Source organism: Neptuniibacter halophilus, from assembly GCF_030295765.1.
Classification (GTDB): domain Bacteria; phylum Pseudomonadota; class Gammaproteobacteria; order Pseudomonadales; family Balneatricaceae; genus Neptuniibacter; species Neptuniibacter halophilus.
On sequence record NZ_AP027292.1, the window covers coordinates 1,641,228 to 1,660,599 of the forward strand.

Genomic DNA, 19,372 nt, shown 5'->3' on the forward strand with positions numbered 1-19,372 from the left:
CTTTACGCTGTAGAATCAGCATAAGTACGAGGTGAGGTGTTGAATTCGTTCAACCTGCTTAAGTCCATTGCGGAAGCACGCGAAAACTTAAGAAAGTCCGAGCAGAAGGTCGCGGATTATGTTCTGGCGCATGCCAATGACGTGATTCATATGCGTATTGTCGACCTGGCATCCGAGGCTAACGTCAGCGAACCGACGGTAGTGCGCTTTTGCCGGGCTCTGAATTACGATGGCTTTCAGGATTTCAAGCTGACCCTGGCTCAGGGTCTGGCCAGCAATACCAATTTTGAGCAGTTCTCACTCAACTCCAAAGATACGGTCACTGAATTCAAAGAGAAGATCTTTGATTCCATGATCGGCAATCTGCTGAACATAAAAGAGCAACTGGATACAGACACCGTTGAGAAAGCGATCGACTGCCTGACCAAGGCGCGCCGGGTCGAATTCTACGGTTTTGGCGCCTCCGCGCCGGTTTGTACCGATGCAGCGCATAAATTCCACCGTCTGAAGGTCTCGACCACCTCTTACTCTGACCCCCACATGCAGGCCATTTCGGCTGTTTCTCTGGACGAACGGGACGTGGTGGTTGCGATCTCCCAGACCGGTCGCACCAAAGACCTGCTACACACGGTCAAGCTGGTGAAAGAAACCGGTACATCGGTGATCGCACTCTGTCCGAGCGGTACCCCTCTGGCTGATCTGGCCAGCATCCCGATCCATATCGATCTGGAGGAAGATAAAGACCTCAGCACCCTGATGTCTTCAAGGGTGCTGCATCTGGTAGTGATCGATGTTCTCGCGGTCGGTGTGGCCATGAAGCTCGGTCCGGGACTGATCGATCATCTGAAAACCATTAAACGCAGCCTGCGCTCCCTGCGCCAGAACGACAAACGACCTCCCCTGCGTAAACCCTCTGATTCCGGCGAAGAGTAACCCGGCCGCTGTCATTTAGCGGACATCATTTATTCATCTGACTGCAACAGCCACTGCCTAAGATAAGCGCCGCAAACCTCTTGAAAAGAGAGGTATGCGCGGCGCTTTTAAACCGAAAAAGGAGAGTAAATCCCGCTCCGGCCGGGCGCTGCAGCAGCTTAAACTGTTTGAAATTTGCGAATAGCTATTATAAAACAGGAATCAGGCTGTAAAGAATCTGGACCTGACAGCCTTAACCGGCCTTCAGGTTTCCATTAGCCTCTCATCGAGATGCCGATGGCTGCTACCCCTCGATGAGCTTCTGACCGTTAAGTGAAGATCAGGAGTCTGTTATGTTGCGAAAAGCACACGAACTCAACGATACGCAGATTGAAGTTTTCGACCTACTGGTAGGTTTTGACGAAGAAGAACAGCTCTCAAAGAAAAAACTGGCGTCCCGCCGCGCACTGAAAGCCCGTCGTGCCATTGAGCAACGGCGTGAAGAAAAAGAACTGGCTGCCAATATAGACGAATGCTGGTTTGACGACTAACCCCACCGGCAAACGCCGGTAATCCTCCGGCGCTTGCACTGTTTTCGGGTTTAGTACTCTGGATAAAGAATATTCAGGGGGATTGAACGGCTGCCTTCCACTACGATTGCGCAGTGTTTGCGACGTAGCTGCCGTGGTTCAGTGACGCCACAAGAATGTGCAATCATCTCCACTTCATGTACCAGATGACGGTGGTAATAAGCTACGCGATCCGCCTTCACCTCCGGCACAAGGCCCCGCTGCAACTCAGGATTGTGGGTCGTGATACCGGTCGGGCAGGTATTCTTATTACACTGCAAAGCCTGAATACAGCCCAGCGCAAACATAAAACCCCGTGCAGAGACGACAAAATCGGCCCCCATACAGATCGCTGCTGCCACATCGGTAGGGTTGATCAGTTTACCGGAGGCCACCACCCGAATCCGGTCACGCAGCTTGTGCGCCATCAGTTTGTTCACCAGCAAAGGCAGACTTTCACGTAACGGCAACCCTACACTGTCCATTAATGGCATGGGCGCTGCGCCGGTACCGCCATCGCTGCTGTCCAGCGTGATAAAGTCGGGAGCGCTCTCAATACCGCGCTTGGTCACCGCATCACAGAAGCCATCCAGCCACTCGGCATCACCCAGCACCATTTTGAACCCACAGGGCTTACCGGTCACGCTACGCACTTTCTCAATCATATCCAGCAGATCGTCCACTGAGGCGATCTCAGGGTGACGGTTCGGACTGATCGAGTCCTCACCTGCCGGAATACCCCTTGTTGATGCGATCTCTGCGGTGACTTTTTCTCCGGGAAGAATTCCCCCCTTACCTGGCTTGGCGCCCTGGCTGAGTTTGATTTCGAACATTTTCACCTGAGGCAGAGCCGCTTTTTCCCTCAGCAGATCCTCACAAAAGCGGCCCTGAGCATCACGCAAACCGTACTTGGCAGTACCGATCTGAAACACGATGTCGCATCCGGCTTCGAGATGATAAGGTGAAACCCCGCCTTCTCCGGTATTCATCCAGCAACCGGCTTTCTTCGCCCCCTGCGCCAGTGCCTGTACCGCCGGTCTGGACAGCGCGCCAAAACTCATCCCCGAGATATTCAGAAACGACGGAGCGTCATAGGGCTGGCGACAATAAGGCCCAATCTGCATCGGCTGCGTGCTGACCGCATCTTCCTCCAGCGTAGGGAAAGGGCAGTTCAGGAAGTAGTAGGTGCCGGGGATTCTCAGATCACGGCTGGAACCGAAAGCGATAGTGCTGTCGAGATTCTTGGCCGCCCGATAAACCCAGGCACGTTGCGCCCGGTTAAACGGCATCTCCTCACGGTCCATGGCAAAGAAGTACTGCCGGAAGAACTCCCCCAGATGTTCAAACATATATCGAAATCGACCGATCAACGGATAATTTCGGCGGATGGTCTGAGCCGTCTGGTGTTTATCGATCTGATAGAGGGTGACCGCGACGATCCCCCCGACCACAACCAACAACAGAAAGACAATCCCAACCACCGCAATAAAGTTGATGGCAAAACTGTTTACCTGATCACTCATGCTCCGATACTCCTTACAGCGCTCTGATCCGGGGTGTGTATCTGTGTTGTAAGGTCTATCGTCGGCAGAGTAAATAGGTAGCCCGGAAAATGGCTTTAAACTGCACTTTTCATAGGGTCAAATAACCCTTAAAAAGGTAGATACTTATCGGAAATACTCCACCTTTTACCCTCTTTTCCGCGAAATAAGGCCAAAACTGTAAATTTTTTCGCCACAAATTTGCCAAACCCCGTGGCCTAGGGGTATGGTACGTCGCTCTTTATGTATCTTCAGACTTTAGCACTGGGGAAACAGTACTTTTAAACGCTATTTTTACCGAATTAAAGAGTTCCACCGGGGTCACTCTGCGGCATGCTTGAATTTTTACAGCAAGCCCCCATCTAGGTTGATATTGACCACAGCGGATGCAAGCTCTGTTTGCTTCTATGCCTGAACTCTGATTTGTAATCTAATTTGGAAGACCGGATTCATGACCAATTTGCCTGACGTAACCAGTAACGCAAACCCGGAGATTCACGGCTCTCTGGACTGGGTGGGCATGAATGGGATCACCGTCCCATTGCAGTTTGAAGATAACAAACTGGGTGTAAACAGCATTGAAGCGCGCGTTAATACCTATGTAAACCTGGTGAACCCCAAAGTTAAAGGGATTCACATGTCGCGCCTCTATCTGGCGCTGAGCAACTTCTTCGAAAGCCAGACCCTGAACGTGCCGGCGCTGACCGACTTCCTGTCTCACCTGCTCGACAGCCACCACGATATTTCCACTCAGGTGTTCCTGAACTTCGAGTTCGATTTCCTGATCAAGCGTGATGCCCTGAAAAGTGATAACAGTGGCTGGAAGAGCTACAGCACCACCCTGCGTGCGACGCTGAAGGATAACGATGTAGAGCTGGAGCTGGCGACCCGCGTTCCTTACTCCTCTACCTGCCCATGCTCAGCAGCCCTGTCACGTCAGTTGCTGCAGCAGGCATTCACTGAAGATTTCGCCAATAAAGAGAGCTTCAGCCGCGAAGACGTAGAGAAATGGCTGCTCTCCGAGAAAGGCTCTTTCGCAACTCCGCACAGCCAGCGTAGTCAGGCCACCGCCTGGGTTAAACTGGATAAAGGAATGGGTGCCTTCCCACTCACAGATCTGATCGATCTGGTTGAAGGCGCACTGAAAACGCCGGTACAAACGGCGGTAAAACGTGCTGATGAGCAGGAATTTGCCCGCCTCAACGGCCACAACCTGATGTTCTGTGAAGACGCTGCGCGTCGGGTTAAACATGCACTGCAGAGCCAGGAACAGTACGCCGATTTCTGGCTCAAAGTAGAACACTTTGAAAGCCTGCACGCTCACGATGCTGTAGCACTGGCTTCCAAAGGAGTTCCCGGAGGCTACAGCCCGGCTGACTATAGCTGAGTCTGATCCCTCCCGATTAAAAAAGGCTGCCTCTGGCAGCCTTTTTTAATTCTGTCACGGCGCTTATTCTGCCTGCCCCTCCGCCAGAACTGTCCCCTGCTGATAGTAACGCTGCCACTCATCAGCAGGTACCATGCTGCCTCCGGTTGCCCAGACAAGATGGGTGATAGTCTCAGCGCAGCCAGACAGGCCATTATTCTGAATATACTCAGAAGCGCTATTCATCTGCTGAACTGCCCCCGGCACACCAGCCAGCGCAGAGGGCTCCAGCGCGATCCCTTCTGCCTGATGCAAAAGTGCCAGTAAGCGATAGAGCTCGGCATCCTGCACCGTATACACCCCACTCAACAGCGGTTCCATCACCCGCCCCACAAAACCCGATGCGCGCCCGACCGCCAGACCATCAGCGCAGGTCAGGTTATCGATTCCCAGATCCTGTACGCAGATCTGATCATGCAGGCCGGTATACATCCCCAGCAACATGCAGGGAGAATGTGTTGGTTCAGCAAAGAAGCAATGCACATGATCACCAAACTGCTGTTTCAACCCAAACGCCACACCACCCGGTCCACCACCGACACCACAGGGCAGATAAACAAACAGCGGGTGTTCTGCATCCACTGTGACGCCTGCGGCATCCAACTGAGCTTTAAGCCGCTCTGCCGCCACACTGTAGCCAAGAAACAGATCAGCAGAGTTCTCATCATCAACAAAATGACTGTTCTTTTGCTCTGCAGCCTGCTTGCGCCCCTCCTCGACCGCCTTGCTGTAATCCTCGGCATATTCAATGACCCCGACCCCTTTGCTGCGCAGCAGATCCTTCTTCCACTGACGCGCATCGGCGGACATATGCACCGTTACCTGAAACCCCAGTGCTGCTCCCATAATACCGATACTCAGCCCGAGATTACCGGTCGAGCCAACCACGATCTGGTGCTGCTGAAACAACGCCCTCAGCGGGGCTGAGGCCAGTTTCAGATAACACTCATCCCACTGCAGCAACCCCGCATCCACAGCGACCTGCTCGGCGTATTTCAGCACCTCATAGATACCCCCGCGTGCCTTGATCGATCCTGAGATCGGAAGCTGGTTATCACACTTCAGCCAGAGATCTCCGGGGAGCCGGGTCTGATACACCCCTTCAAGTCGATGCTGATATGCCTCAATCCGACGCAGTGGTGATTCAATGATGCCACTGTGTTCGGCGGTTTCCGGAAACAGTTCAGCAATCAGCGGCGCAAACCGCTGCAAGCGCGCGGCAGCATCCTGCACATCCTCAGGCCCCAGTGGCAATCCCTGCATAGCTTCAGCACCGGTTTTGCGCAGGGGGTTAAGCCAGAAGAGTGCCTCAGTCGCACACAGTGGTAACAACAAAGGATGGGACTGTTTCCATTCTGAAAGCGTTTTAGCCGCAAAACCTGACATCGCAGTAACCTTTAAAAATTAATTCAACTAATATCCAATACTGAAAATCTATTTAATCCCCTCTTTAAAAGAGGAACAAACCATATTTGTCGATTCTTGAATTAGTATGATTAATGCGAAGAGTCTGTCTCTGAATCCACAAACACTGGCCAACCTCCACGGTTTTCGCTGTGCCGCAAAACACCTCAGTTTCACCCGCGCCGCCGGGGAACTGCATCTGACTCAGGGCGCGGTCAGCCAGCAGATTAAACGTCTGGAAGCGCAACTGGGCTTTGCTCTGTTTCTGCGCTTTAACCGACGGCTGCAACTGACCGCAGAGGGCGAACAGCTACTGGCGGAAGTTAACCGCACGCTGGGTAGCCTGGAGATGACGATTCGTGATCTGCGCAGCGCTGATCTGAGTGGTGAACTGAAGATCTCTGTTCCCCCTTCATTTGCGCTGGCCTGGCTGAGTCAAATGCTGCCTGCGTTTCAGCAACGCTACCCACAGATCAGGTTAAAACTGGAAACCCATAACCGGCTGATCGACTTCTATTCCGAACCGGTCGATCTGGCCATCTACTACGGGCAGCCGGACTACCCCGGCCTCAGTAGCTGGCATATTGCAGAAGAACAACTGATCCCGGTCTGTTCCCCTGAATATGCTAACCGCCTGCAAGATCAACCAGCCCCCTCGTTACAGCACTGCACGCTGCTACATGATGCTTCCGCCTGGCCACAGGCGGGCAGTTATGCGGAGTGGTCTTACTGGGCTGAACAGCGGGCTGACGCATTACAGGTAGACCATGGCTACTGCTTTGATATGTCGGAACTGGCTGTTCAGTCTGCGATCAACGGACTCGGGGTTGCGCTGGGGCGTCATCGCCTGATCAGGCGTTATCTGCAAGAGGGCCTGCTGGTCGAACCGTTTGGCCCCGCAGCCAGACTGGATGCACCGCAAAATTACTTTCTGGTCTGCCACCCGGACCGTTCAGATCATCCGGCGATCAGCGCATTCCGGGATTGGCTCTGCGCTCTGTTAACCGACTGAGCCGGGGTGAAAAAGACAGATACCCCATCCATGGCCAGGCCGGTGCGGATGAAGTACCTGCGCAATGAGCTGACCGTTCCTACTGAGTACCGCCAGCTCCGGAGAAGTGCCATAAACCCGGTGCTTCTGCACCGTCAGGGCTCGCAACACTCGGGGATCGCCCGTGGTCTGACGATCCGCTAAAACCTTAAATCGAAGCGCACAGCGGGAGAAACGATTTATTCTTATGGATTTGAATAAGGCGCACTAATGTGAACATGCAATAATCAGCCAGACAGCGCATTCTGCCTGATTACGTCGCCCTGCCCGGCCATATGACGCAAAAAGACAAGTCACCCCTGCTGCCGGGTCGAAGGTAAGGCAGCGTTTCAACCCAGCCTCGCTGCCTGTTCCGAGGCTGTAGCGAACACTCCATCTTCCTGACCCTGATGCTTTACACGCCTGTAACCAGATCCAACCGACTCACTTAACCTACTGAAAAAATTAGACATTCAGATACAAAAACCTCCTGTACCTGCTGCGCTTCTGGCCTCACCCCGGGGCTTTGGCCACCGGTTTCTGAACGCCCTGATTCCCAGCCGAAATCTGCACCGAAAATCTGACATAAGTGCTGCTTATCTTTTTGCGCAAGAATTGATTGTTTGAAGCCCAATTTTTCGACTCTTAAGATGATTTCAATCAATTGGATTCGCTTGCAGGCTCCGTTTTACCCGCCCCGGCGAATGCCAGAACCCATTCAGAAAAGGCTTCAAGTGATGCAGGAAATCTCTCTCTATATCCACGGCGGCTACCAGCAGGCAACCTCCGGAGAAACGTTCACGACCCTAAACCCTGCAACCGGAGAAACACTGGCGACCATTCAGCAGGCCTCAATGGACGATGTAGACGCTGCCGTTCGCTCAGCGCAGGAAGGTTTCAGAGTCTGGTCTGCCATGAGCGCAATGGAACGCGGACGCATTCTGCAGAAAGCGGTGGCTATTCTGCGTGAACGTAACGATGAGCTGGCGCAACTGGAGGTGCTCGATACCGGCAAACCGATTCAGGAGGCCGACTGTGTTGATATCGCCACCGGTGCAGATGTTATCGAATACTACGCGGGCCTGGCCACCAGCCTGCAAGGTGAGCAGCAGGATCTGGGCGGTACTAACTTCTTCTACAGTCGCCGCGAACCCCTCGGGGTCTGCGCCGGTATCGGCGCATGGAACTACCCGATTCAGATCGCAATGTGGAAATCAGGGCCCGCGCTGGCGGCCGGTAATGCAATGATCTTCAAACCCTCCGAGGAAACGCCGCTTACGGCGATGAAACTGGCCGAGATCTTTACTGAAGCGGGTTTGCCAGACGGTGTTTTCAACGTGGTTCAGGGAGACTACCGGGTCGGTCAGGCCCTGACGCGCCATCCGCAGATTGCCAAAGTCTCCTTTACCGGCGAATCCGGTACCGGCAAAAAAGTCATTGCCGACTCCGCCAGCAACCTGAAGCAGGTCACCATGGAACTGGGAGGCAAGTCGCCCCTGATCGTATTCGAAGACGCAAATCTGAAAAACGCGGTCTCCGGTGCCCTGCTCGCCAACTTCTATACCCAGGGCGAGGTGTGCACCAACGGTACCCGGGTGTTTGTTCATGAGTCCCTTTATGAGGCGTTTATCGCTGAGGTAAAAGCGCGCACTGAGCGTCTGATTATTGGTGATCCGCGCAACCCTGAAACCCAGATCGGCGCCCTGATCTCAGCCAGCCATATGGACAAAGTGCTTGGTTATATCGAAGCCGCGAAACAGGCCGGTGCACGCCTGATCTGTGGTGGTGAACGTGCCATGGATAACGGGCTCGATCGGGGCAACTTCGTCAAACCAACCGTCTTCGCCGACTGCAGCGACGATATGCCTAACGTCCGCGATGAGATCTTTGGCCCGGTGATGTCAATCCTGCCATTCAGCCATGAAGCAGAAGTCATCGAGCGTGCTAACGCCACCGAATACGGTCTCGCCGCTGGACTGTTCACCACCGATTTCTCCCGCGCCCATCGCGTTATCGCCAGGCTCGAAGCAGGAATCTGCTGGATCAACACCTGGGGAGCTTCACCGGCAGAGATGCCTGTGGGGGGTTATAAACAGTCCGGCATTGGCCGTGAAAACGGTATCGAAACCCTGAAGCACTACACCCAGACCAAGAGCGTTTATATCGAACTGGGTGATCTGGAGTGCCCTTACTGAGCCCCGGCTCCTGTTGGCGATACCGATTCAGCAATGAGTGTTTAATCATGAAAAATAACAACCTATACGATTACATTATCGTCGGCGCTGGCTCCGCCGGCTGCGTCCTCGCGGACCGCCTGACCGAAGATGGTCGTTACAATGTACTGCTGCTGGAAGCAGGGGGCAGCGACAAAAGCATCTTTATCCAGATGCCCACTGCCCTTTCCTACCCGATGAATACAGAGAAATACGCCTGGCAGTTTGAGACCGAAACTGAAAACGGTATCGACAACCGGGTACTGCACTGCCCCCGGGGTAAAGTGCTTGGCGGCGGTTCCTCCATCAACGGTATGGTTTACGTGCGTGGCCACGCCTGCGACTTTGATGAGTGGGCCGAACAGGGCGCCACAGGCTGGAGCTATCAGGAGTGCCTGCCCTACTTCCGCCGGGCAGAGAGCTGGAGCGGTGGTGCCGACGAATACCGTGGCGGTGAGGGCCCTCTGGCTACCTGCAACGGTAATGAGATGAAACTGAACCCGCTGTATCAGGCATTTATTGATGCCGGAGTCGAGGCGGGCTATCCGGAAACCAGAGATTACAACGGATTCCAGCAGGAGGGCTTTGGCCCGATGCATATGACGGTGAAGAAAGGGGTACGTGCTTCAACCTCCAATGTCTATCTGCGCCGTGCCCTGCAACGCCCTAATCTGACTCTGATCTCCGGTGTACTGGCTCGTAAGGTTCTGTTTCAGGGTAAACGGGCTACCGGGCTTGAGTATGAGAAAAACGGCCAGATCACCCGGGTGGAAGCCAACCGCGAGGTGATTCTCTCAGCCGGTTCAATCGGCTCCCCGCAACTGCTGCAACTATCGGGCATTGGCCCGGGTCATGTACTGCGCGATGCCGGAGTGGAACCACTGCACGAGCTACCGGGCGTTGGCGAGAATCTTCAGGATCATCTGGAAGTTTATTTCCAGTTCCACTGTAAACAACCGATCTCGCTGAACAGCAAACTGGGGCTGATCAGCAAAGGCCTGATCGGCACCCGCTGGATTCTGTTCAAGGATGGTCTTGGCGCCACCAACCATTTTGAATCCTGCGCCTTTATCCGCTCCCGCGCAGGTCTGAAGTGGCCGAATATTCAGTACCACTTCCTGCCGGCAGCGATGCGCTATGACGGGCAGGCCGCATTTGATGGCCACGGTTTTCAGGTCCATGTGGGGCCGAACAAACCGCAATCCCGTGGCCGGGTCTGGATCAAATCTGCAGACCCCCATGCCAAACCCGGCATTCTCTTCAACTACATCAGCACCGAACAGGATAAGCAGGACTGGCGTGACTGTATCCGCCTGACCCGGGAAATCCTGAATCAACCGGCGATGGACGCTTATCGCGGTGATGAGATTCAGCCCGGCATTGATGTACAGAGCGATGCCGAGATTGATGCCTGGGTACGACAGAACGTGGAGAGCGCTTATCACCCCTCCTGTACCTGCAAGATCGGTGCAGACGAAGACCCCATGGCGGTACTCGACAGTGAGTGCCGGGTGCGGGGGATTGACGCGCTGCGGGTGGTGGACTCCTCCATCTTCCCGACCATTACCAATGGCAATCTGAACGCGCCAAGCATCATGGTGGCAGAAAAAGCCGCAGATATGATTCTGGGCCGGGCGCCACTGGACAGCAGGGAAACACCTGTATGGATCGACGCTAACTGGCAGCAGCAGCAACGCGCAGGGCAGCCCCGGCGGCCGCTCCCCTCATAGCAGGGCGCTGCGCCCCAGTCAGCCAAAGCAAAGACCTAGCCAACAAAAATAACTAGAGGTACACGCTTAATGAAATCGTTCTTACACACACAGTCTGTGCTGCCGTGTGACCAGAGAGGAACCAGCACAACATCCGGCGCAACACTGCGCCCCTGTCATAACAATTGTGTCTCCGATACCGGCTGGCGGGTATTTCACGCCAATGCGGGTGGCTAGCGCGCCACAAATAACACGCTGCGAACAGCAGCGGCATTGGCTATCCGCGTCAACCACAGTATGCTGCGGTTAGCTCCCAGAGGTAAGACAACAAAAATAACAACGGAGCCATCCTGTTATGACCACCATACTTTCTGTCGCTATTGTTGTGACACTACTGACATCGGCTTTTATCGTCATTAAGGGCCGTAATATTCGCTGCACCGGCGAGATGCCGAGCAGCCTGTTCGCGTTTATTGCGATTCTGTTCACTTCAGGTCTGGATGTGGGCCTGATTATGTTTCCGCTCACGGAATTTCCGGTTTATGCCGAAGAGCAGGTCTACCAGTTCACCAACCCTCTGGCGATTGAATTTGGCTTCTGGGGCGGACTGGTCTGGGTGTTCTACTTCCTGACCACCTTCTATTTCTGTGTGATTGAGCCCAGGGTTCAGCTATTTGAGATCCCGGCGGTAAAGATCATCAACAACCTGATTGTTATCGCCACCTGCGCCTTCACCGGCTTTCTGTTTCTCAGCTACCTGCCCAGTTACGTTGAGGGCATCTCTGATGCAGCACGCTTCACGCTGGTGGCCGTTGTCGTCCTCTTCGCCGTGCTCTCAAGCACCGATATCAAATACGTTAAGGTGCTGAGTATTGCCTCCACCTGGATGTTCCTGGCGCTGATCGCCGGCGTTATGTTTAACGCAGATGGCCTCGGTATGGCGGAGATGGGCGCTACGCTGGCGGGTATCGGCGGTTATTTCAGTAATCTCGACCACTTTATCCTGCCGATCTCTGACTATCATCAGTTCTACCTGTTCTGGTGGTTCTCCTGGAGCATCATGATCGGCCAGTTTGTCTCTCGCTTTGTCGGCGGTCTCAGCACCTGGCAGCTCTGCCTTGCTCTGCTGGTGATTCCGTCCATTCCGCTGGCTCTCTGGTTCTCCGTGCTCTTCTACTACCACAGCAACTCACTGGAAGTGGTGGAGATGATGAAGCTGGCGATGATCGTGGTGGGTATCATCTTCGTGATCAACTCCCTCGACTCCCTGATTCGCCTCTACACCAGCAATATGGACCTGACCGTGGAACGCTTTGGTAAAGCCAGATACATCGCCGGTAACTTTATTGTGATGTACGGCCTGATTCTGGCGTACCAGTTCACCCCGTTTGATATCGCCTGGGTCGGCCTGCTGGTGATCGCGCTCTATGCCGCTATCTACCTGATGCTGCTGCAGCGGCGCACGGAACTGAGTCCACAGCCCGCTTAACCGCGCGCCTCTACCTCAATCAACCATCAACCCCGGCAGTGAACTATTTCCCTGCCGCTCCCCCCGCACGCCCGGAGATCAGAGCCCCGGCTGCGGGCGGGCCAGAAAAGAGGGAACACCCATGAGTTTAGGTAAATGGACAGCCGCACTGGGCGCTGCCTGTCTTTCGGCAAGCTGTGCCTGCGCCGGCGACATTAAAAATGTGATCGTCGTTATCGGCGATGGCATGGGCGCACAGCAGATCGGTCTGCTCAACTCCTATGTCAAACACGCACCGGGCGCTGACTATCAGGCTAAAAACCGGATCAGTGCCTGGGAGAAGATCGCCCGCGAAGGTGAACTGGGTCTGGCCTACACCGATCCGGCAAACGCGCTGGTGGTGGATTCAGCGGCTTCAGCTACCCAGTTTGCCAGTGGTACTCTGGCGGGCTCGGAGATGGTCGGTGCCGACCAGCACGGTGACGCCACTGAAACCATGCTCGAGCTGGCCCGGAAAAAAGGTATGGCCACAGGGCTGGTCAGTGATACCCGGGTAACCCATGCCACTCCGGCCGGCTTTGCCGCTCACCAGACCCACCGTTCAAAAGAGAATGAGATCGCCGAAGATATGCTCGGTACACAGGTGGATGTGATGCTCGGCGGTGGCCTGCGCCACTGGATTCCAAAATCGGCTAACGACAAGGCTGGCGAAAGCCATCAGGCACTGCAACAACTGACCGCCGGCAGTGTGCGGATCAAATCCAAACGTAAGGATGAACGCAACCTGCTGAAGCAAGCGCAATCACAGGGTTATCAGTTAGCCTTCAACAAGGCGCAGTTGCAGGCGGCCAGTGGCGATAAACTGCTCGGCCTGTTTGCTTACTCCCGCACCCTGAACGGCATTGAGGAATCACACAGCCTTAACGACCCGGAACGCTCCACTCCGACTCTGCAGGAGATGACCGCTAAAGCGCTTTCCGTGCTGGAGAAAAACGACAAGGGCTTCTTCCTGATGGTCGAATCAGGCCTGATCGACTGGGCAGCTCACGACAACGATACAGGCTATATGCTGCACGAAATGCTGAAGATGGACCGCACGGTAGCGTACCTGCATGACTGGGCAAAAGAACGCGATGACACACTGATTATCATCACTGCAGACCATGAAACCGGTGGCTTCGGTTTCAGTTACTCACGCAATAATCTGCCTGAAGGCCGGGACCTCAAAGGCGATGTCTTCAAAGGGGCTGCCTTCAAGCCTAACTACAATTTCGGCAGTTACGATACGCTGGACAAGCTCTACCAACAGCGGGCTTCCTACGAAGATATCTTCGTCGAGTTCGATGCGCTGCCTGAAACAGAGCAAACCCCGGCCAGCCTCAGCCGGCTGGTGAATCAGTATACCCAATTCCCGATTACAGAAGCGGAAGCCGCGAAGGTGCTGACCACCGAACCTCACGAATATTACGTTGAGGGGCACGGTTATCTGGGCAGTAAGACCTTCCCTAAGGTGAATGAATTCAAAGAGTTCTTCGTTTATGGCGCGGGCGTGCGTCACAACCTGCTAGCCAGCGTTGTCGGGAAACAGCAAAACACCGTCTGGGCCACCGGTACTCATACCAATACCCCCGTGCCGGTAGTGGCCTGGGGGCCGGATAGCGTCACCCGCGACTTCGACGGCCTGATGCATACCACCGACTGGGCGAACCGGGTGATCCAGACGATTCAGGCGAATTAAGCGCCGCCAGTCGTTGCAAAAACCTTAACAACCATTAACCAGCCGGGCAGTGGATAAGCCACTGCCCTTCCCGCCGCTCGTCTGGTGCAAGCCCCTGTAGCCTGATGCGCGGCCTTTAATCTGACTAAAAATAACCTGAGAAGGGTTTTACCATGAGAACAAAAATAACATCACTTAGCTTTGCTCTGGCGCTCTGCGCTGCCACCACCTCCAGTCAGGCAGAAGTCTCTGCCACGGCGAGCGTGGTTTCCGATTACGTCTATAACGGTGTCAGCCAGACAGACAGTAATCCGGCGTTGCAGGGCAGCGTCGACTGGTATAACGACGCCGGATTTTATGTCGGTGCTTTCGCCTCCCAGATCGACTTTACACCGGCGGGTCTGCCTGATGCCGAGCTGGAGTTCGATCTGTATGCCGGTTATGCCGGAACGATCAATGACGACCTGAGCTTTGATCTGGGCTATGCCTACTACACCTACCCCGGAGCTGATGATGATGGCTTTGAATCAGATTATGGCGAGTTTTATGGCTCCCTGACCTACAAAGGCAACACGACCCTGAAACTGGCCTACTCCGATAATTACTCGTTCGATGTAGGCGGCTCCTATCTGCTGATGCTCAGCCATAGCATCGATCTGGGCCATGATCTGAGCCTGACGCTGGAAGCCTCGCATACGGAGTTGCTGGATAGCGGGAATGGTCAGGATGTTTACTGGTTTGGCGATAACGAGATCAACCACTGGGGCGCGACACTGAGCAAGTCGGTCGGCGGATTTGATATGGCGCTGGGGTATACCGACACCGATGCGGATCAGGCATTCGACACCTTTGATGTGGCCGATGGCCGGGTATTCCTGAGTATCAGCCGTACCTTCGAGTAACTAAGCTCAAGACCGGAGCCCTCTCCTCTTCGGGTTCCGGTCACACTGATCAGCAGGTTTCCAGATGCTCCCGAATCCACTCGATAAAGGCGGTTGCCTCCTGCGACAACTTACGCTCCTTATGCCAGATCAGGTAATAACCAAAATCGGTTTCTACTGACTCACCTACGGGATTAAGCAACGGCACTTCATGTTCAGTCTCCGCACTGATCAGATGCTTCCAGCCCAGCGCGATGCCCTGACCATTGCGTGCGGCATCAATCACCAACGGGTAGCTGGTCAGTGACAAGCCAAGCCGCTCTACCGGCAGATCGACCTGCTTGGCATTCAGCCAGCGCCGCCAGTTAAGGGAGTTCCAGTTGAGGTCTTCCAGCTCAATCAGATGATGGTGGATCAGCTCTTCAACCCCGTTAATCGGTCCATGCTGACGGATGTACGCCTCACTGCAGATCGGATAAACCGTCTCGCGGAAGATCCGCAGTGACTCATAGCCACGCCAGCGTCCCTCACCAAAAAACAGGGCCACATCAACATTGCGATTAAGGCAGTCATCCACCAGATCGGATGAAACCAGACGCAGTTTCACCTCCGGATAGCGTTCTCTGAATTCGCCCAACCGGGGCATCAGCCAGAGGGAAGCGATCGACTGATCCGCCGCCACCGTGAGTGTACTTTCCCGGTCAACCACCCGGATATCCAGCGTTGCATTAGCCAACTGAGTCAGCGCTGCCACCACCGTATGCTGGTAATCCCTCCCTTGCTGAGTCAGCGAGACGGAGCGGTGCTCACGAATAAACAACTGCTCTCCGAGATACTCCTCCAGTGAGCGAATCTGCTGACTCACCGCCGCCTGAGTCAGGTGCAGCTCTTTAGAGGCCTGAGTAAAACTCAGATGGCGCGCAGCCGCCTCGAAGGCGATCAAGGTATCCAGAGGCGGGAGTTTTTTCCTGAAATTACGCATGCTGTGGTTCCGGCGCTGCGAAGCTGGGTTATTGTGTTTATCTGGACACTACAGGCGATTAACCAAGTAATCAAAAGATCATTCAATAACCTATTTGTAACATGGAATGCGATCCGAACAGGACCGAAAGCGACAATTTTTTGCTCAGAAAACAGCCAACTGACGCGAATGGGCATTGGCTGAAATACCCAACTAAAAAGAAAAACCCCTGCAAAATCGACTCTGCAGGGGCTTTCCTGAGGCTGCTGAGACCTTATTCCACCGTGACCGATTTAGCCAGATTACGGGGCTGATCCACATCGGTGCCTTTCAGCACTGCGACATGGTAGGAGAGCAACTGCAGCGGGATGGTGTAGAGTACCGGCTGCATGATTTCCTCACATTCAGGCATAGTCAGCACATAGGTGCCCTCTTCTGCTTGTACCCGGTCGGAACCGGCAAAGACAAACAGTTCACCGCCACGCGCACGCACTTCCTGCAGGTTGGCCTTGAGCTTATCCAGCATATCGTTTTGCGGTGCCACTGCGACCACCGGCATATCCTTGTCGACCAGCGCCAGCGGGCCATGTTTCAGCTCGCCAGCCGGGTAGCACTCTGCATGAATATAGGAGATCTCCTTGAGCTTCAGCGCGCCCTCTTTGGCTACGGGGTAGAGTGTACCGCGACCCAGAAACAGGGTGTGATGCTTCTCAGCAAAGGCACCTGCCATCTGCTCAATATCCGCATCCATCGCCAGCGCCTGTTCTACCTGCTGTGGTAGTTTGCGCAGCGCACTGATAATCGTCGCCTCGGTCTGCGCATCCAGATTGTGTCGCCGTCCGAGTGCGATGGTGGTCAGCATCAGGGCGGTCAACTGAGTGGTGAACGCTTTGGTGGACGCAACACCAATCTCCGGCCCGGCATTCGTCATCAGCGCCAGATCAGATTCACGTACCAGTGAGCTGCCCGGCACGTTACAGATCACCAGTGAGGCCAGCACCCGCGACTGCACTTCACGCAGTGCCGCCAGCGTATCCGCCGTTTCACCGGACTGAGAAATGGTCAGGAACAGGGTACCTTGTGGAATCACCACCGTGCGGTAACGGTATTCACTGGCTACTTCAACCATGCAGGGAATACCTACCAGTTCTTCTATCCAGTATTTGGCGATCAGTCCGGCATGGAAGCTGGTACCGCAGGCAATAATCTGTACCTGCTTAACCTGATCAAAGATCGACGCCGCCCTGGCACCAAAACATTGTTCAAGCAATTTATCTCCGCTGATCCGGCCTTCAAGGCAAGCACTGATCACCTCAGGCTGCTCGTAGATCTCCTTCAGCATGAAGTGTTTGTATTCACCTTTATCCGCTGCGCTGACACCGTGCTCAAACTGGCTGACCTTGCGCTCTGCTTTTGCACCGTTGATATCGGTCACAATGATCTGCTCGGCTGTCAGGGTCGCTACATCGCCGTCTTCGAGGAACATGAACCGGTCGGTGACCTGAAGCAGGGCTAACTGGTCGGAGGCGATAAAATTCTCCCCCATGCCCACACCAATCACCAACGGACTGCCTTTACGGGCTGTAACCAGTTGGCTTGGATCACTCTTTTCGATCACGCCCAGGGCATAGGCACCCTCTAACTGACCGATGATGTTTGCCACCGCTGTGTGCAGAGAGCTTACCTTATTTAGCTCCCTTGCCAGTAAGTGAGCGATTACTTCGGTATCTGTGTCGGAGCTGAATTCATAGCCCTGCGCCTGCAGTTCCTGTTTCAGCTCTTCAAAGTTTTCGATGATGCCGTTATGTACAACCGCTAACTGATCGGCTGACATATGTGGATGTGCATTGGCTTCATTTGGCACACCATGCGTCGCCCAACGGGTATGCGCGATGCCGGTTTTTCCCTGCAGCGGCTGGTCATGCAGTGCATCAGCCAGCGCCTGAACCTTACCGGTACGGCGGCAACGCTGAATGCCCTTCTCTGTCTGCAGTGCAACACCGGCGGAATCATATCCCCGGTATTCAAGACGTCGCAGACCCTCAAGCAGGATCTCCTGAACCGGACGGCTGGCAACGGCTCCAACAATTCCACACATAATTAATTCCCTTTCTCTTTTTTCTGCGGACGCGGCCAGTTTTTAATTTCAGCCTGTTTCGCCCGGGTGACCGCCAATGCATCATCCGCAACATTTTTGCTGATGGTAGAACCCGCGCCAATGGTCGCCATTTTGCCCACCTGAACCGGAGCAACCAGTGCGGTGTTGGAACCAATAAAAGCGTTATCGCCAATCTCAGTCAGGGACTTGTTAACCCCGTCATAGTTACAGGTGATGGTGCCAGCCCCCACATTGACTGCCTTACCCAGTACCGCATCACCCACGTAGGAAAGATGATTGATCTTACTGCCTTCACCCACTATCGCTTTCTTGGTTTCGACAAAATTCCCGACCTTAGCTTTGTCCGCCAGTTGAGTGCCGGGGCGCAAACGGGCAAACGGACCGATATCACAGGATTCAGCAATGCTTGCCTCCTCAATCACAGTATTGGCCCTGATTCGGGTTCCGGCGCCGATGCTGCAGTTTTTCAGGTAGCAGTTGGGCTCAATGACCACGTTATCAGCCAGCTCAACATGCCCCTCAAGAACTACGTTGATATCGATCTGAATATCATGGCCGATTTTTACATTGCCGCGCACATCTATACGCGCAGGATCGGCCAGCGTTGCTCCATTGAGCATCAGTAGCTCCGCCTGCTGGCGCTGGTACCATCGCTCCAGTTCAGCAAGCTGAACCCGGTTATTCACGCCCTGCACCTCTTCCTCGGCTTCGGGCTGAATGGCACTGATGCGCAATCCCTGAGTGGCAGCCATCGCTATGATATCGGTCAGGTAATACTCACCCTGGGCATTCTCTGAGGAGAGCTGCGGCAGCCATTGCTGCAGATACTGGCTGTTTACAGCAAGGATACCGGTGTTTACCTCTGCAATTTTGTGCTGCTCCGGCGTGGCATCTTTGTGCTCGACAATGGCCACCACCTGATCACGCTCATCGCGGACGATCCGCCCGTAACCTGTCGGGTCTTTCAGATTAACCGTGAGCAGGGCCAGATCACCCTGAGCGGCGATATCGACCATCTGCTGCATAGTTTCCGCGCGTGTCAGCGGCACATCTCCGTAAAGCACCAGTACCACGCTGTTATCCGCAACCTCTGGCATCGCCTGCGCCACGGCGTGGCCGGTTCCTTTCTGTTCCGCCTGCAACGCAAAGTTCATCGCCTGCCCGGCCAGCGATTCCCTGACCTGCTCCGCGCCATGACCGATCACCACATGCGTATTGACCTGATCGAGTCTGGAGGCGGTATCGATTACATGCTGCAGCATGGAACGTCCACCCACCTTATGAAGTACTTTTGGCAGGTTGGATTTCATACGGCTGCCCTGACCTGCAGCCAAAATGACAACGTCTACTGACATAGCCTTAACTTTCCTTGTGGCTTAGCGCCCTGATGATTAATTACAGCTTTATTAACCGCGCAGTTTA

At 54.5% G+C, this 19,372-nt stretch carries 16 protein-coding genes; 10 read left to right on the forward strand and 6 right to left on the reverse strand.

Going from position 1 to position 19,372, the window contains the following annotated elements:
- Positions 1–39 precede the first annotated feature (39 nt).
- Positions 40–933 (forward strand): transcriptional regulator HexR, encoded by an 894-nt coding sequence (gene hexR / locus QUD59_RS07635; protein ID WP_286240607.1) that lies wholly within the window; start codon positions 40–42, stop codon positions 931–933.
- Between the two features lie 332 nt (positions 934–1,265).
- Positions 1,266–1,463 (forward strand): PA3496 family putative envelope integrity protein, encoded by a 198-nt coding sequence (locus QUD59_RS07640; protein WP_286240608.1) that lies wholly within the window; start codon positions 1,266–1,268, stop codon positions 1,461–1,463.
- 50 nt (positions 1,464–1,513) lie between these two features.
- Here QUD59_RS07640 and QUD59_RS07645 read toward each other — a convergent pair whose 3' ends face one another.
- Positions 1,514–3,004 carry an FMN-binding glutamate synthase family protein gene (locus QUD59_RS07645; RefSeq protein WP_286240609.1) on the reverse strand — a complete coding sequence of 497 codons (1,491 nt, stop codon included), beginning with the start codon at positions 3,002–3,004 and terminating at the stop codon, positions 1,514–1,516.
- Between the two features lie 469 nt (positions 3,005–3,473).
- On the opposite strand from QUD59_RS07645, the gene folE2 reads away from it, so the two are divergent.
- Complete coding sequence (gene folE2, locus QUD59_RS07650) at positions 3,474–4,409, forward strand: GTP cyclohydrolase FolE2 (protein WP_286240610.1); 936 nt, start codon at positions 3,474–3,476, stop codon at positions 4,407–4,409.
- A gap of 63 nt (positions 4,410–4,472) precedes the next feature.
- Here folE2 and dsdA read toward each other — a convergent pair whose 3' ends face one another.
- Positions 4,473–5,834 (reverse strand): D-serine ammonia-lyase, encoded by a 1,362-nt coding sequence (gene dsdA, locus QUD59_RS07655; protein WP_286240611.1) that lies wholly within the window; start codon positions 5,832–5,834, stop codon positions 4,473–4,475.
- A gap of 106 nt (positions 5,835–5,940) precedes the next feature.
- On the opposite strand from dsdA, the gene QUD59_RS07660 reads away from it, so the two are divergent.
- Entirely contained in the window at positions 5,941–6,864 is a 924-nt protein-coding gene (locus QUD59_RS07660; RefSeq protein WP_286240614.1) for a LysR substrate-binding domain-containing protein, read from the forward strand.
- A gap of 6 nt (positions 6,865–6,870) precedes the next feature.
- On the forward strand, positions 6,871–7,047 hold the full coding sequence (locus QUD59_RS07665) for a hypothetical protein (RefSeq protein ID WP_286240615.1): 177 nt from the start codon (positions 6,871–6,873) through the stop codon (positions 7,045–7,047).
- A gap of 283 nt (positions 7,048–7,330) precedes the next feature.
- Here the strand turns inward: QUD59_RS07665 and QUD59_RS07670 are convergent, their stop codons facing one another.
- On the reverse strand, positions 7,331–7,546 hold the full coding sequence (locus QUD59_RS07670; protein WP_286240616.1) for a hypothetical protein: 216 nt from the start codon (positions 7,544–7,546) through the stop codon (positions 7,331–7,333).
- 73 nt (positions 7,547–7,619) lie between these two features.
- On the opposite strand from QUD59_RS07670, the gene betB reads away from it, so the two are divergent.
- The 5 genes from betB (at position 7,620) to QUD59_RS07695 (ending at position 14,891) form a co-directional block, all read left to right on the forward strand.
- Complete coding sequence (betB, locus tag QUD59_RS07675) at positions 7,620–9,077, forward strand: betaine-aldehyde dehydrogenase (RefSeq protein WP_286240618.1); 1,458 nt, start codon at positions 7,620–7,622, stop codon at positions 9,075–9,077.
- 47 nt (positions 9,078–9,124) lie between these two features.
- Positions 9,125–10,825: a choline dehydrogenase gene (gene betA, locus QUD59_RS07680; RefSeq protein WP_286240619.1), complete on the forward strand. Its 1,701-nt coding sequence runs from the start codon at positions 9,125–9,127 to the stop codon at positions 10,823–10,825.
- A 334-nt stretch (positions 10,826–11,159) separates the two neighbouring features.
- Positions 11,160–12,293, forward strand: coding sequence for a BCCT family transporter (locus tag QUD59_RS07685; RefSeq protein ID WP_286240620.1), 1,134 nt, complete (start codon positions 11,160–11,162; stop codon positions 12,291–12,293).
- 121 nt (positions 12,294–12,414) lie between these two features.
- The gene (locus QUD59_RS07690) at positions 12,415–14,010 is read left to right on the forward strand and encodes an alkaline phosphatase (protein ID WP_286240621.1); all 1,596 of its coding nucleotides are present in this window, start codon (positions 12,415–12,417) and stop codon (positions 14,008–14,010) included.
- 152 nt (positions 14,011–14,162) lie between these two features.
- Complete coding sequence (locus QUD59_RS07695; protein WP_286240622.1) at positions 14,163–14,891, forward strand: TorF family putative porin; 729 nt, start codon at positions 14,163–14,165, stop codon at positions 14,889–14,891.
- A gap of 49 nt (positions 14,892–14,940) precedes the next feature.
- Here the strand turns inward: QUD59_RS07695 and QUD59_RS07700 are convergent, their stop codons facing one another.
- The 3 genes from QUD59_RS07700 to glmU form a co-directional block, all read right to left on the reverse strand.
- Entirely contained in the window at positions 14,941–15,852 is a 912-nt protein-coding gene (locus QUD59_RS07700) for a LysR substrate-binding domain-containing protein (RefSeq protein WP_286240624.1), read from the reverse strand.
- Between the two features lie 253 nt (positions 15,853–16,105).
- Positions 16,106–17,929 carry a glutamine--fructose-6-phosphate transaminase (isomerizing) gene (glmS, locus tag QUD59_RS07705; RefSeq protein WP_286240625.1) on the reverse strand — a complete coding sequence of 608 codons (1,824 nt, stop codon included), beginning with the start codon at positions 17,927–17,929 and terminating at the stop codon, positions 16,106–16,108.
- Between the two features lie 2 nt (positions 17,930–17,931).
- Complete coding sequence (glmU, locus tag QUD59_RS07710; protein ID WP_286240626.1) at positions 17,932–19,305, reverse strand: bifunctional UDP-N-acetylglucosamine diphosphorylase/glucosamine-1-phosphate N-acetyltransferase GlmU; 1,374 nt, start codon at positions 19,303–19,305, stop codon at positions 17,932–17,934.
- Positions 19,306–19,372 lie beyond the last annotated feature (67 nt).

Coding starts and splice junctions, on each gene's coding strand:
- QUD59_RS07640 (WP_286240608.1), top strand. CDS start 1,266: ATGTTGCGAAAAGCACACGAACTCAACGATACGCAGATTGAAGTTTTC.
- QUD59_RS07645 (WP_286240609.1), bottom strand. CDS start 3,004: ATGAGTGATCAGGTAAACAGTTTTGCCATCAACTTTATTGCGGTGGTT.
- folE2 (WP_286240610.1), top strand. CDS start 3,474: ATGACCAATTTGCCTGACGTAACCAGTAACGCAAACCCGGAGATTCAC.
- dsdA (WP_286240611.1), bottom strand. CDS start 5,834: ATGTCAGGTTTTGCGGCTAAAACGCTTTCAGAATGGAAACAGTCCCAT.
- QUD59_RS07660 (WP_286240614.1), top strand. CDS start 5,941: ATGATTAATGCGAAGAGTCTGTCTCTGAATCCACAAACACTGGCCAAC.
- betB (WP_286240618.1), top strand. CDS start 7,620: ATGCAGGAAATCTCTCTCTATATCCACGGCGGCTACCAGCAGGCAACC.
- betA (WP_286240619.1), top strand. CDS start 9,125: ATGAAAAATAACAACCTATACGATTACATTATCGTCGGCGCTGGCTCC.
- QUD59_RS07685 (WP_286240620.1), top strand. CDS start 11,160: ATGACCACCATACTTTCTGTCGCTATTGTTGTGACACTACTGACATCG.
- QUD59_RS07690 (WP_286240621.1), top strand. CDS start 12,415: ATGAGTTTAGGTAAATGGACAGCCGCACTGGGCGCTGCCTGTCTTTCG.
- QUD59_RS07695 (WP_286240622.1), top strand. CDS start 14,163: ATGAGAACAAAAATAACATCACTTAGCTTTGCTCTGGCGCTCTGCGCT.
- QUD59_RS07700 (WP_286240624.1), bottom strand. CDS start 15,852: ATGCGTAATTTCAGGAAAAAACTCCCGCCTCTGGATACCTTGATCGCC.
- glmS (WP_286240625.1), bottom strand. CDS start 17,929: ATGTGTGGAATTGTTGGAGCCGTTGCCAGCCGTCCGGTTCAGGAGATC.
- glmU (WP_286240626.1), bottom strand. CDS start 19,305: ATGTCAGTAGACGTTGTCATTTTGGCTGCAGGTCAGGGCAGCCGTATG.